Source organism: Pseudomonas sp. HLS-6, assembly GCF_002753995.1.
Classification (GTDB): domain Bacteria; phylum Pseudomonadota; class Gammaproteobacteria; order Pseudomonadales; family Pseudomonadaceae; genus Aquipseudomonas; species Aquipseudomonas defluvii.
The window spans coordinates 4831914-4845367 of record NZ_CP024478.1; the positions used below are offsets into that span (position 1 = coordinate 4831914).

The following is a 13454-nucleotide window of genomic DNA, read 5'->3' on the forward strand; positions in this document are numbered from 1 at the left end:
CACACATTGGACAACTCGGTTCCCTGGCAACCCCACCATTGCCCAGATGAAATTTCATTCACAACCGCTACTTTCGGCCGAAGTGCCTCAAGTCTTGTCCGATTCGACCGATAGGCACAGTACGTCAAAATGCGTCGCATGGATCGCGTGCCCTTTCTCCTTCGGATAACGACCATGTCCCTACGCAATATGAACATCGCGCCGCGCGCACTGCTGGGTTTTGCCTTGATCGGTGCGCTGATGCTGGCGCTCGGTATTTTCGCGCTCAACCAGATGAGTGTGATCCGCCAGGCAGGTGTGGTCATTGAGCAAAACAGCATCCCCAGCATCAAGAACCTGGGCGAGCTCAACCAACTCACCCTGCGCCTGCGCAGCCTGGCTTATCGCTTGCTGGTTAACCGCGAGCCCGCAGAGCTACGCGACACGCTGGCACTGATGGACAAGCGCAACGCGCAGATTGATGAGGTGCGTAAAACCTACGAGCCGCTGATCGCCGATCAGAACGAACGCGCAACCTACAATCAGTACGTGCAGTTACTGAGCCAGTACCGTCAACTGGAAGCGCGCATGAAGAACCACGCCCAGTCCGGCCAGCTGGACGAACTGCGCACCCTGCTGAACCGCGAGTTGCTGGACAACTCCGAGCAGATCAACACGCTCATGGAAAATCTGGTAAAGATCAACACAGAGCAAACCCGTAACACTAACCAGGTGGCCGCCGAACAGTACTCCACGGCATTCACCCTGGTCATCGCGCTGCTGGTGGTCGCGACCGTACTGACCTTCGTCTGCGCCTTGCTGCTGACCCGAAGCATCGTCAAACCGATCAACGATGCACTGCACGCCGCCGAACAGATCGCCGAAGGCAACCTGACCCGACCGATCCAGACCCAAGGCCGGGATGAGGCCGCGCGCCTGCTGCAAGCCATGGCCAAGATGCAGAACAAACTGCGTGACACACTGCACCAGATCTCCGGCTCAGCGAACCAACTGGCGTCGGCAGCCGAAGAACTGAACAGCGTCACCGAAGAAAGCGCCCGTGGCCTGCAACAGCAGAACAACGAAATCGAGCAAGCGGCCACGGCAGTCACCGAGATGACCAGCGCGGTGGAAGAAGTGGCGCGCAACGCCGTCAGCACCTCGGAAGCCTCGAAGGACGCCACCCGCTCGGCCGGCGATGGCCGTGATCTGGTGATGGAGACCGTCAGTGCCATCGAGCGCATGAGCGCTGATGTACAAGGCACTGCCGAGTTGGTCAGCAACCTGGCAGAGGAATCACGAGACATCGGCAAAGTGTTGGACGTGATTCGTGGCCTGGCCGACCAGACCAACCTGCTGGCCCTGAACGCCGCCATCGAGGCCGCGCGGGCCGGCGAGGCTGGCCGTGGCTTTGCCGTGGTTGCAGACGAAGTGCGCGCCCTGGCGCACCGCACCCAGCAGTCGACCAGCGAAATCGAACGCATGATCGGCAGCATTCAGGGCGGTACCGAGCAAGCGGTCAACTCGATGCGCAACAGCACCGAGCGCGCCGAGTCGACCCTGAACATCGCCCGTGGTGCAGGCCTGGCCCTGGACACCATCACCGGTGCCGTGGCGCAGATCAACGAACGCAACCTGGTGATCGCCAGCGCCGCCGAAGAACAGGCGCAGGTGGCCCGCGAGGTCGACCGCAACCTGGTCAACATCAATGACCTGTCGGTGCAGTCGGCCACCGGAGCCCACCAGACCAGCGCAGCCAGTGCCGAACTGTCACGCCTGGCAGTCGACCTGAACAGCCTGGTCGCCCGTTTCAGCGTTTAACCTGCTCCTTCATGAGTCTGCCGCGGTTGTGAGGGGCGGACTCATGAGGCGGTGTTTTCCTGGGCTCGGCGGTAAGCTTCGGCCCGGCGGTAAGCTCAATGGGCTTGAGCGCTTCCCATTGGCTAATGGGGCCGTTGGCGCTACTCCCTCCGTACTTGGCCGCCAACTTGTCCACCGCATTCAAGGCGGTGGTCACCGCGCCCTCCGCCCAACCGCCAGTCCACGACACATCATCCCCGGCGAGGATAAAGCCATAGGGGTTGGCACCACCGACACCCTGCATGAACTGGCTGAACAACAGGCGCTGATACTCGTACTGCCCTGGCAGGTTCATCTTGAAGGCACCGAGAAAGTGCGGCTGATCTTCCCAGTTCAACTCGACGAAAGGGTCCTGCGTGGCAAACCTGGATGCCACGTTCAACCCCGGATACACCACATCCAGTAGTGTCGTGCACAGCTCGACATGCCCAGACACCGGTGCAGCGAGGTCACCCAGAAATTTCAGGCTGTCATCGTTCCAGGTGTACGAGAGGAACATCCCACTGCCCTTGTAGGTACCGGTGCTCTGGCCATAGTCCACCAGGTAGGTGCCACGGGTCAGCCGGTCGGACAAGGTAATACTCATCAACTGTTTACCGTCTTCGCCACGCGTCTTCCAGAACGCTTCCTGGGTACCCGCAAAGATCTTCGCCGACTGCATGTAGTGGGTATACATCACCGCTTCCCACTGGGCTTTGCTCAGCAACGTGTTCATATCCGCGAACAACTGTGGGCCGCCCATGTAGCGCAATTTGTCGAGGATACGCACATGGGGTGTATAGATAACGCTGGAAAACTCCAGGGACTGTTCCTGCCCGGTAACCAGGTCATGGAAGTAAACCCGAAACTGATCATCCGCCTGGCGGACGATATGCCGTACCTCCTGTTGCAACGGGTTGGCGAACACGGCTTTAGAACGGCCCTCAACCGTAGTGCCTGCGGCCCAATGCACCATCGCATCACCAAAGGTGCTTGGCGAGGTGTTCCATAGCCGTGTCGGTAACGTCGAAGCACCGTCATACATGAGCCGATGATTGGTATCGAGCCCGGTGTACAACACCCGCAATACTTCCAGAAAACTGTTGGGGTAGTCGGTGTTCCACCCGCCCGTACCGAAACCGATCTGGCCAAACAGGTTGATCTCCTCGGGGGTCCATTTGGCTTGCTCGACCATGGCCGCGTGGAAACTGAGGTTATCCCAGCCATTTTCCAAAACAGTATTCCAGATCGACTTGATCAGGCTCTGATTGATCGTACCCGTAGACATTGCCTGTTCCATTTCGCCAAAGCGAATAGGCTCTTGCTGCAGAAAAACATCGAAAAACTTATCTTCTAAGTTCGTATACGCTGGAGGCCTCGGGAAGTTGTTTGTACCTTCTTCGTAGTAAACCTTCTCGCCCTGATAATCGACCACCGTACTGACTGCAGCCACAGTACCCGGGTTGGGAAATTCGGTACTGTTGTCGGCCATGCCCACTTTTTCGAAATAATGATAAAGCGCCTTCCCCGACAGCGGAAAACGCATGGCGCCCAACTCACAGATCACACTACTCTCGTTGTTTTCCGTGCCCACCACTTTCGAATAGAGGCGCCCACCCACGCGACCACTGGCGTCTACCACCACCGGGTGCAGGCCCATGCGCAGCGCCTCGTAGGCGGCTGTCAGCCCGGCAATGCCGGCCCCCACCACCAGTACCTGCTTGCCATAGTGGCTCGGGGCAATACTGCCCAGTGGCTGTTGGCCGGCCTGTGCCAGGTACTCACCGTAGTCGAAGGGAAAATCCGGGATCAAGGCACGCACTTCGTTTGCCTGAAGGCGTTTTGATTGTGTTCTGCGGGTACGCGAGGGAATTGCAGACATAGCGGGCGACTCCTCAACAGTGATCTTTCAACAAAAGCCTGCTGAACTAAATCACACGCCCACTACCACAACGAAATACTGATTCGAGATCAGCATCTACACAACTAGACTGTCAAAACTGATAGTTGACTTCACCCACACAATAAATGCCCTGCCTGAACAATGTTCAAACAGGGCAGCTATTTAATACTCGATACGTACATCCCCCTTCGGCACACTGCAGCACGACAGAATGTAACCCTCGGCCACGTCATCATCGGTGATACCGCCGTTGTGCTCCATCTCCACTTCGCCGCCCAGCTTGAGCACCTTGCAGGTACCGCAGATGCCCATGCCGCAGGCCTTGGGGATCATCAGGCCGAGCTTGGCCGCCGCCGCATGAACCGTCTCGCCGGGCGCGACACGAATGCTCTTGCCCGTGGCGGTGAACTCCACCTGATGCAGGTCGGCGTTGTCCACCTCGGCCGCTTCGGCGGCCTGTTCGGCGTGTTCCACGGCATCGGCCTTGACCTCGGCCGGGGTCGCGCCAAATGACTCCTCGTGGTAACGACGCATGTCGTAGCCGCTGGCTTCGAGCAAGCGCTTGACCGCGTTCATGTAAGGGGTCGGGCCGCAGCAGAAGATCTCCCGCTCCATGAAGTCCGGGGCGATCAGTTCCAGCAGTTTGTGGTTCAGGTAACCCCGGTAACCCGCCCAAGGTTCGCCCAGGCCGTGCTTCTCGCAAATGATATGCAGGCTGAAGTTGTCGATCCGCGAGGCCATCTGCTCCAGTTCGCGGTGGTAGATGATGTCTTTCGGCGAACGGGCGCTGTGGACAAACACCATGTCGACATTGCCGTTGGTGTCGTAGAACCAGCGGGCCATCGACATTACCGGGGTGATGCCCACGCCACCGCTGAGGTAGAGCACTTTGGGGCTGGGGAAATCAATTGCATTGAACAAGCCGACCGGCCCATGCACCGCCAGCTCCTGACCTTCGTGCAGGGTGTCGTGCAGCCAGTTCGACACTTTGCCGCCCGGCACCCGCTTGATGGTCACGGAAAAGCTGTAGGGCACCGAGGGCGAGCTGGAAATGGTGTAGGAGCGCATGATCGGCTGCCCTTCGATTTCCAGCTCCAGGGTGACGAATTGCCCGGGCTTGAAGAAGAACATGATCGGCTGGTCGGCCATGAAACAAAAGGTGCGCACATCCCAGGTTTCCTGGATCACCTTGACGCAACGGACGATATGGCGGCCGTTGGCCCAGGTCTGGGTAGTCACCGGATTGAGAAAGGGATTGGACATGCTCATCTCCACGGCCGACTGTGGCCTGATGGTAGTGATTCTGCTCAAGCTGCAACCGGCGCACATTCCTATCCGCGACATTGACGTGCTTATCGCGACCAGCCCCCACCGACAAGGGCTGGCGCGTCGGAAACGGATTCGACCATGTCGTCCAGGGATATGGTTCATGTCGGCGGCGAACGCACACTCCACCTCAAAGAATGCTGCTTCAGCCTTGCGTCGCCATAACAACGATTAGCCACTTCCACCGGCCACACGCTTGGCCATGAGGACCTACACGATGGACGTCACCGCAACCCTGAGCCTGGGCGATCCACTGGAACCTGCACGCAAGGCAACTGCCGACATGCTGCAGAACCGCGAGCGGACCTTCTCGCTGCCCCAACCGTTCTACAACGACGAGCGCCTGTTCCAGATCGACATGCAGGAGATCTTCCACAAGGAATGGCTGATCGCCGGCATGACGTGTGAAATCCCGGCCAAGGGCAACTTCCTCACCCTGGAGATCGGCAAGAACCCGATCATGGTAGTACGGGGTGCCGAAGGTCAGGTACATGCCTTCCATAACGTCTGCCGCCACCGTGGCTCGCGCCTGTGCACCAGCGACAAAGGCAAAGTGGCCAAACTGGTGTGCCCTTACCACCAGTGGACGTACGAGCTGGACGGTCGCCTGCTGTTCGCCGGTACCGAAATGGGTGCCGACTTCGACATGAAGCAATACGGCCTGAAGCCTGTGCATGTGAAAACCGCCGGCGGCTACATCTTCGTCAGCCTGGCGGAGCACCCACCGGCCATCGACGACTTCCTCTCCACCCTGGCCCATTACATGGAGCCTTACGACATGGAGAACACCAAGGTGGCGGTGCAAACCACCTTGATGGAAAAGGCCAACTGGAAGCTGGTGCTGGAAAACAACCGCGAGTGCTACCACTGCAACGGTTCGCACCCTGAACTGCTCAAAACGCTCCTGGAATGGGACGACGTCACCGATCCACGCGCCGACCAGGCCTTCAAGGACCACGTTGCCGCCTCTGCCGCAGCCTGGGATGCCGAGCAGATCCCGTATGCCCACGCCAGCTTCGGCCTGCGTAACCGTATTGTGCGCATGCCGCTGCTCAAAGGCACCGTATCGATGACCATGGACGGCAAGCAAGGCTGCCAGAAACTGATGGGTCGCATCAAAAACCCGGACCTGGGCTCGATGCGCATCCTGCACCTGCCGCACTCCTGGAACCACTGCATGGGCGACCACATGATCGTCTTCACGGTATGGCCGATCAGTGCACAGGAAACCATGGTCACCACCAAATGGCTGGTACACAAGGACGCCGTCGAAGGCGTCGACTATGACCCGCAGCGCATGCGTGAAGTGTGGGACGCCACCAACGACCAGGACCGTCGCCTGGCCGAAGAAAACCAGCGTGGCATCAACTCTACGGCCTACCAACCAGGGCCGTACTCCAAGACCTATGAGTTTGGCGTGGTCAACTTCATCGACTGGTACAGCGAGCGCATGCTGAACAACCTCGGTGCCGCACCGGCCCCCTACCTCAAGGGTGTAGCCGCACAGTAAGCGTCGCCCCCTCCCCCATCGCCGGCAAGCGCGTTTCCTACACCTCGGTAGGCGCCTTGCCGGTGATCCAGGCGCCATGCCATCCTGCCTGTACAAAATCTAACCAAACAGCGCGTTGCCCAACAAACACAGGGCCTGCGACACTTCGCGAACACTTTATCCACAAGGCAACCCACAGTTAATGTGGGCAACCCCTGTGGAAAACTGAGCCTGCGGCCAGTTCAATGACCCAACCCCCTATTGATCACTTTTTGACCAAACCTCTGAACACCTCTAAAACCGTGGCCTGCAGAAGAAGGCGAACACCTTACCCACAGAGCAGCCAACAGACTTTGTGCGCAACTGTGCAAAGCTGAAAAAGCCATGTGGATAAACCCGCAAGGCCCCGATTTATCGGCGTTTTCCCGATCATCGCCAGTGCTTTTTGGTGTGTTTGTATGTTTTTTGATCAAATCCTTGAACGCCTTGTATTCCGTGGCCTGTAGCCATGGGCGAACAGATTATCCACAGAAGCGCCAACAAGGATTGTGGGCAATATGCGTGCGAACGGTGCTTCATTCACAGGGGGAACGGCTGGAAAAACCCCAGGTACGACTGGTCAAAATCTGATCAAACGACTACAGGCCACGTAATACGTGGCCTGTAGTCATAGGCAAACACTTTATCCACAGAACCGCCAACAGACTTTGTGAGCAACTGTCAGCGCAGCACACCTTCTTCGATCAACAGCTTCAGAATGGCCTCGGCACCCGCTTGCGGAGTGAGGTCCTTGAGTACCTGGCCACCGCCGCCGCTGGCCTTGGCGGTAGCGGCTTTCATGCGGTCGGCACCACTCTTGGCCTTGATCACTTTCAGGCGCTTGGGACGCGGCTTGGCGGGCTGCAGTTCTGCGCCGGTGAGTAACGTGTCTTCAACGATCGCCACATGGCGTGCCGCCAATACCCCGCGCCGCGCCGGGCCAAACGCGCTCTGGCGTGGTTTGGGCGCAGCGTTATCCACAGTGGCCAACATCGGCAGGCGCACCTTCAGCCGGCGCCGCTGGCCACGCGGCAGGGCCTGCAGCACCTGTGCAACGCCGTTGTGGATAGATTCCACCTCAGCCAGCCCCACCACCAGCGGCCAGCCCAGGCGCTCGGCCAGGAGGAACGGCAGCATGCCCGAGCCTTCGCCGGTTTCTGCCTGGCTACCGGTCAGTACCAGTTGTGCTCCGGCATCGCGCAGGTAGTCCCCCAGGACAACGAGCGCATCGCTGCCAGCCGGTTGTTCGAGTACGTCCAGTTGCGCCAGCCCCATGCCCAGGTAGCTGCGCAGTGCCGGCTCCTGCGGGTCGCCGGCATGCAGCACCTGCAAGTTATCCCCAGCCAGTTGCAAGCCCAATTCGACTGCACGGGCATCCTGTTCAGCACGCCGGGCCCGACCCGAGGTCGGGTGGGCGCCAATCGAAACCAGGCTGATGACCTTAGTGTTCATAGCTATCCCCTGCTCTACGCGGCATCGCGCTTGGCTTCGTTGCGGTAGTTATCCACAGCGGCAATCAGCGCCTTGAGGATCGCTGCGCTGTCGCCGATCACCGAGAGATCGGCCCGTTTGATCATGTCGCAACCCGGGTCGAGGTTGACCGCCACCACCTTGTCGCAGGCCCCAATGCCCTGCAGGTGCTGGATCGCCCCCGAGATACCCACAGCCAGGTAGACCCGCGCCGTGACCCAGGTACCGGTCGCGCCGACCTGACGGTTACGCGGCATGAAGCCATCGTCCACCGCCACCCGCGAAGCGCCTTCGGTGGCGCCCAGCGCAACGGTAGCGCGGTGGAACAGGTCCCAGTCCTTGACGCCATTGCCGCCAGAGACGATGAACTCGGCCTCGGCCATGGCAATCGCCGCCGGGTCGACGGCCACCGGGCCGAGGTCTTCAATGCGTGCCAGGCTACGGACCACGGCTGTGGATAAGGTCACCGGCAGCACTTCGTGGCGGGTTTCACTGACCGGCTCGGCGCATTCGGCCGAGGCCAGAATCAGCCGCGGCAGGTCACGAATCAGGTCTTGCTGGCCCGCCCCCGCACGGCCGCTGCACAGGCCATCCTTGACTTGCCAGACGCGGGTTGCCGGCCGCTCGCCCAATGCTGCAGCAAAGCGCCGCCCCAACTCAGCGCCACCGGTGCGGCTGTCAGGCAGCAGCCAGTGGCGTGGGTTGAACTGGTTATCCACAGCGCGCAGGCCCTGGACCCGTTGCTCCGGTGCATAACCGTCAAAGGCATCACCTTCGATCACCAACAGGCGGTCAACACCGGCCGTGTCGAATTTGCTTTCCTTGTGCTCGCCAAACAGCACCGCCAGTACCGCACCGTCACTGCCAGCCAAGCCACGGGCGAGCCCCAACAGGTCGCGGTCGTGACTGCTCAGGCGACCACCGACCATGTCCGGCACCACGGCAATGTAGAAGGCAGGCGCGGCCAGTTGATGCAGCGGCAGCTGCACCTCGACCGCTGCACTGCGCTTGTTGCTGCTGCCCTGCTGGGCGCCACTGCGGTCGATTCGCTTGATGCCGTTAGGGCCAATGAAACCGACAGCATGAGGGTTCTTGCGGATCAGGCCGTTCGGGCCCATCCACGTCGTTTGTTGTGTCTGCATGGCCGCATGCAACGGGTGCAGGCGGTTGCGGGCGATCCACTCAGCGCGAGGGTCGCGGCGAATAATGTCGCTCATCAATGCACCTCCGCAGCGCTACGTTTGGCGGCTGCCGACTTATTCACAGGCACTTCGTCTTCAAGCAAGGCATCGGCGACCAGTTCTGCCAGGTCCTTGATCAATGGGCGTGGCTCAACCACCCCTTCGAGCATGGCCGTGCATTGTGGACAACCTACCGCCACCAACTCGGCACCGGTTTCGCGGATATCTTCCATACGCATGTCGGGAATACGCTGCTTGCCCGGGATGTCGGTGATCGGCGCACCGCCGCCACCGCCACAGCAACGGGACCGGAAGCCCGAACGCTGCATTTCCTTGACCTCGATACCCAGCGCACGCAAAACCTCACGCGGCGCCTCGTACTCGCCGTTGTAGCGGCCCAGGTAGCACGGGTCGTGATAGGTGACACTGCTGCCCTTGTGCTGGCCGAGATTGAGCGCACCGGCGCCAATCAGCTCGGCAATGTAGGTGCTGTGATGCTGTACCAGGTACTCGCCGCCAAAGGCCGCGTATTCGTTCTTCAGCACGTGGAAGCTGTGCGGATCGCAGGTGACGATACGCTTGAAGCTGTATTTGCCCAGGGTCTGAATGTTGCGCTTGGCCAACGCCTGGAACGTCGCCTCGTCGCCCAGGCGACGGGCCACGTCACCGCTGTCACGCTCTTCCAGGCCCAGCACGGCGAAGTCCACGGCGGCCGCCTTGAGCACTTTGACGAACGCACGCAGGGTGCGCTGATTGCGCATGTCGAAGGCGCCGTCACCGACCCAGAACAGCACGTCTGCAGTTTTCTTCTCGGCCAGCACCTCAAGGTTCAGGTCGGCGGCCCAGTTCATCCGCCCACCCGGTGCAAAGCCCCCCGGGTTGTCGGTGGCGATCAGGTTTTCCAGCACTTCGGCGCCCTTGTTCGGGGTCGCGCCTTTCTCCAGTGTCAGGTGCCGGCGCATGTCGACGATGGCATCGACGTGCTCGATCATCATCGGGCACTCTTCCACGCAGGCGCGGCAGGTGGTGCACGACCAAAGAGTTTCGGCATCGACCAGACCATTGACGATCGGTTGATGCGGGTTGCCGCCGTGCTCACCAATCGGCTTGCCCGGATAGGGGCTGCCGGCGAACTTCGCATCGGTACCACCGGCCAGGCCGACGACCATGTCCTGAATCAGTTTCTTCGGGTTCAGCGGCTGGCCCGCGGCAAACGCCGGGCAGGCCGCTTCACACTTGCCGCACTGCACGCAGGCGTCAAAACCCAGCAGTTGGTTCCAGGTGAAATCCTTGGGCTTTTCTACGCCCAATGGCGCGTTGCGGTCCTCCAGGTCCAGCGGTTTGAGCCCGGTGGAGCGACCGCCACCGAAACGCTCGGCACGGCGGTGCCAGGCCAGGTGCAGGGCACCGGCGAAGGCGTGTTTCATTGGCCCGCCCCAGGTCATGCCGAAAAACAGCTCGGACACACCCCAGAGCACACCAACACCGAGCAAGGCCACCAGCAACCAGCCGCCAAAGCCCTCCGGCAGAATGCCGGCCACCGGCAAGGTGGCGAGGAAGAAGCTTGCAGCGAACACCAGCAGGCTTTTCGGCAGGCGCATCCACGGGCCTTTGGACAACCGCGCAGGCGGGTTCAGGCGGCGCTTGTAGACGAACAGCGCACCGCCAAACATCAGCACCGTGGCCAGCAGCAAGGCATAGCCGAGAATGCGGTTATGCAAGCCAAAACCGTGCACCAGGATCGCCAGCACCGCCGCCAGCACAAAGCCGCCCGCAGTCGCCACGTGGGTGTTGGCCATGTACTTGTCACGCGCGACCACATGGTGCAGATCGACCATGTAGCGGCGCGGCATGGCCAGCAATCCGCCGAGCAGGTCGACCTTGGACGGGCGGCCACGCCGCCACATGCGCACCCGGCGCAAGGCGCCGAGCACCGCCAGGCCAATGGCAGCGAACAGCAGGATGGGTAGAAGGGTGTTCAACATGGGAGGCTCCCACAACAGCGGTTGCAAGGGGTTCAGGCCCTTGGAATCCTGCACCGGCCCTGTGGGAGCGGGCGTGCCCGCGAATGCGTCAGATCAGACAACGGTGTTGTTCGTGCTGGCGCTTTCGCGAGCTTGCCCGCTCCCACTAGGGCCGATGTGTGCCGACTGAGCGATCAGAAGTCCTTGCACAGGCGCAAGGCGTCGTAGATTGCTGCGTGCGTGTTGCGCTGAGCGACACAGTCACCGATGCGATAGAGCAGGTAACCTTCGCCCGGCTGGCTGAGAATCGGCTGCGGCTGGATCGCGAACAGGGCTTCGATGTCGATCTGACCCTTGTTGCGCGAGCCTTCCTTCAGTGCGTAGTAGAGTGCTTCGTCCGGACGCACGCCGTTCTCGATCACCACCTGGTCGACCACCCGCTCTTCCTTGGCACCGGTGTATTCGTTCTCCAGCACCGCCACCAGCTTGTCGCCCTCGCGGTAGACCTTTTCCAGCATGAGGTCGCCGGTCATGATCACTTCTTTCGGGTACATGCTGCGGTAGTAGGTCGGGAACGACGTACCGCCAATGGCCACACCCGGCTTGATGTCGTCGGTGACGATCTCGACCTGGCTGCCCTTGTCGGCGATGAAGTCGGCCACCGACATCCCGGTGAATTCACAGATAGTGTCGTACACCAGCACGTTCTTGCCCGGCGCAACCTTGCCGTCCAGCACGTCCCAACTGCTGACCACCAGCCCTTCGGCAGCGCCCCAGTGTTCGTTCTGCTCCAGGAACGGATGCCCGCCCACGGCCAGCACGACCACATCGGGGCGCAGGTCGAGGATGCTCGCCGCGTCGGCGGCGGTGCCCAAGCGCAGGTCAACCTTCAACCGCGCCAGCTCCAGTTGGTACCAGCGGGTGATACCGGCGATCTGGTCACGTTGCGGTGCCTTGGACGCCGTCGTGATCTGCCCGCCAATGGCGTCCTTTTTCTCGAACAGGGTAACGTCATGGCCACGTTCGGCAGCCACGCGAGCAGCCTCCATCCCGGCGGGGCCTGCACCAACCACTACCACCTTGCGTTTCGGCCCGGTGGACTTCTCGATGATGTGCGGCACGCCCATGTATTCACGGGAGGTCGCGGCGTTCTGGATGCACAGCACATCCAGGCCTTGGTACTGGCGGTCGATGCAGTAGTTGGCACCGACGCATTGCTTGATCTGGTCAACCTGGCCCATCTTGATCTTGGCGATCAGGTGCGGGTCGGCGATGTGCGCACGGGTCATGCCGACCATGTCGACATAGCCACCTTCCAGAATGCGTGTGGCCTGGTTCGGGTCCTTGATGTTCTGTGCGTGCAGCACCGGAACCTTGACCACTTCCTTGATACCCGCCGCCAGGTGCAGGAACGGCTCTGGCGGATAGCTCATGTTCGGAATCACGTTGGCCAGGGTGTTGTGGGTGTCACACCCGGAGCCGATCACACCAAAGAAATCGACCATGCCGGTGGCATCGTAGTACTTGGCGATTTCCTTCATGTCTTCATGGCTGAGGCCATCGGGGTGGAACTCATCCCCGCAGATACGCATGCCGACGCAGAAGTCCGGGCCGACTTCAGCCCGCACAGCCTTGAGCACTTCCAGGCCGAAACGCATGCGCTTCTCGAATGTACCGCCCCATTCGTCGGTACGCTTGTTGACCCGTGGGCTCCAGAACTGGTCGATCATGTGCTGGTGCACTGCCGACAGCTCAACGCCGTCCAGGCCACCTTCTTTAGCCCGGCGCGCGGCCTGGGCATAGTTGCCGATCACCCGCCAGATTTCTTCCGGCTCGATGGTCTTGCAGGTAGCACGGTGTACCGGCTCACGGATACCCGACGGCGACATCAGAGTTGGCCAGTGTTCACCGTCCCAGCGCGAGCGACGGCCCATGTGGGTAATCTGGATCATGATCTTGGCGCCATGCTTGTGCATGGCATCGGCCAGGTTCTGGAAATGCGGGATGATCCGGTCGGTGGCCAGGTTGACCGATTTCCACCAGCCCTGCGGGCTGTCGATGGCCACCACCGAGGAGCCCCCACAAATGGCCAGGCCGATACCGCCCTTGGCTTTCTCTTCGTAGTACTTCACGTAGCGTTCGGTGGTCATGCCGCCGTCGGTGGCATAAACCTCGGCGTGCGCGGTGCTGAGTACGCGGTTACGGATGGTCAGTTTGCCGATCTGGATCGGCTGGAACATTGCTTCGAAAGCCATGGCGGGATC

The 13454-nt window shown here is 60.8% G+C and carries 8 protein-coding genes and 1 pseudogene; 3 read left to right on the top strand and 6 right to left on the bottom strand.

Annotated features, from left to right (window positions below; genetic code table 11):
* Window positions 1–189: 189 nt before the first annotated feature.
* Both CS390_RS25770 and CS390_RS25775 read left to right on the top strand, forming a co-directional pair.
* Window positions 190–945 (top strand): annotated as a pseudogene (locus CS390_RS25770) (MCP four helix bundle domain-containing protein); the annotation flags it as partial.
* Window positions 937–1800 (top strand): methyl-accepting chemotaxis protein, encoded by an 864-nt coding sequence (locus tag CS390_RS25775; protein WP_371917198.1) that lies wholly within the window; start codon window positions 937–939, stop codon window positions 1798–1800. The pseudogene CS390_RS25770 and the gene CS390_RS25775, both read left to right, overlap by 9 nt.
* On the opposite strand, the gene CS390_RS22765 is transcribed toward CS390_RS25775, so the two are convergent.
* Together CS390_RS22765 and gbcB are read right to left on the bottom strand one after the other, a co-directional pair.
* Window positions 1790–3700, bottom strand: a complete 1911-nt coding sequence (locus CS390_RS22765; protein ID WP_099776073.1) for an NAD(P)/FAD-dependent oxidoreductase — start codon at window positions 3698–3700, stop codon at window positions 1790–1792. The genes CS390_RS25775 and CS390_RS22765 overlap by 11 nt on opposite strands.
* Window positions 3701–3883: 183 nt before the next feature.
* Complete coding sequence (gene gbcB, locus CS390_RS22770) at window positions 3884–4984, bottom strand: glycine-betaine demethylase subunit GbcB (protein ID WP_099776075.1); 1101 nt, start codon at window positions 4982–4984, stop codon at window positions 3884–3886.
* A gap of 280 nt (window positions 4985–5264) precedes the next feature.
* On the opposite strand from gbcB, the gene gbcA reads away from it, so the two are divergent.
* Entirely contained in the window at window positions 5265–6557 is a 1293-nt protein-coding gene (gene gbcA, locus CS390_RS22780; protein WP_065760204.1) for a glycine-betaine demethylase subunit GbcA, read from the top strand.
* A 699-nt stretch (window positions 6558–7256) separates the two neighbouring features.
* Here gbcA and CS390_RS22785 read toward each other — a convergent pair.
* The 4 genes from CS390_RS22785 to dgcA all read right to left on the bottom strand — a co-directional run bounded on the left by CS390_RS22785 (window position 7257) and on the right by dgcA (window position 13445).
* Window positions 7257–8027 carry an electron transfer flavoprotein subunit beta gene (locus CS390_RS22785; protein ID WP_065760205.1) on the bottom strand — a complete coding sequence of 257 codons (771 nt, stop codon included), beginning with the start codon at window positions 8025–8027 and terminating at the stop codon, window positions 7257–7259.
* Window positions 8028–8041: 14 nt separating this feature from the next.
* On the bottom strand, window positions 8042–9262 hold the full coding sequence (locus tag CS390_RS22790; RefSeq protein WP_065760206.1) for an electron transfer flavoprotein subunit alpha/FixB family protein: 1221 nt from the start codon (window positions 9260–9262) through the stop codon (window positions 8042–8044).
* Window positions 9262–11211 carry a dimethylglycine demethylation protein DgcB gene (gene dgcB, locus CS390_RS22795; RefSeq protein WP_099776077.1) on the bottom strand — a complete coding sequence of 650 codons (1950 nt, stop codon included), beginning with the start codon at window positions 11209–11211 and terminating at the stop codon, window positions 9262–9264. Before dgcB ends, CS390_RS22790 begins: the two co-directional genes overlap by 1 nt.
* A gap of 173 nt (window positions 11212–11384) precedes the next feature.
* Window positions 11385–13445 carry a dimethylglycine demethylation protein DgcA gene (gene dgcA / locus CS390_RS22800; RefSeq protein WP_099776079.1) on the bottom strand — a complete coding sequence of 687 codons (2061 nt, stop codon included), beginning with the start codon at window positions 13443–13445 and terminating at the stop codon, window positions 11385–11387.
* Between the last annotated feature and the right edge of the window lie 9 nt (window positions 13446–13454).

Excerpts from the sequence above, each read along its gene's own strand:
- dgcB (WP_099776077.1), bottom strand. The coding sequence starts at position 11,211 with ATGTTGAACACCCTTCTACCCATCCTGCTGTTCGCTGCCATTGGCCTG.
- gbcB (WP_099776075.1), bottom strand. The coding sequence starts at position 4,984 with ATGTCCAATCCCTTTCTCAATCCGGTGACTACCCAGACCTGGGCCAAC.
- CS390_RS22790 (WP_065760206.1), bottom strand. The coding sequence starts at position 9,262 with ATGAGCGACATTATTCGCCGCGACCCTCGCGCTGAGTGGATCGCCCGC.
- CS390_RS25775 (WP_371917198.1), top strand. The coding sequence starts at position 937 with ATGCAGAACAAACTGCGTGACACACTGCACCAGATCTCCGGCTCAGCG.
- gbcA (WP_065760204.1), top strand. The coding sequence starts at position 5,265 with ATGGACGTCACCGCAACCCTGAGCCTGGGCGATCCACTGGAACCTGCA.
- CS390_RS22765 (WP_099776073.1), bottom strand. The coding sequence starts at position 3,700 with ATGTCTGCAATTCCCTCGCGTACCCGCAGAACACAATCAAAACGCCTT.
- CS390_RS22785 (WP_065760205.1), bottom strand. The coding sequence starts at position 8,027 with ATGAACACTAAGGTCATCAGCCTGGTTTCGATTGGCGCCCACCCGACC.
- dgcA (WP_099776079.1), bottom strand. The coding sequence starts at position 13,445 with ATGGCTTTCGAAGCAATGTTCCAGCCGATCCAGATCGGCAAACTGACC.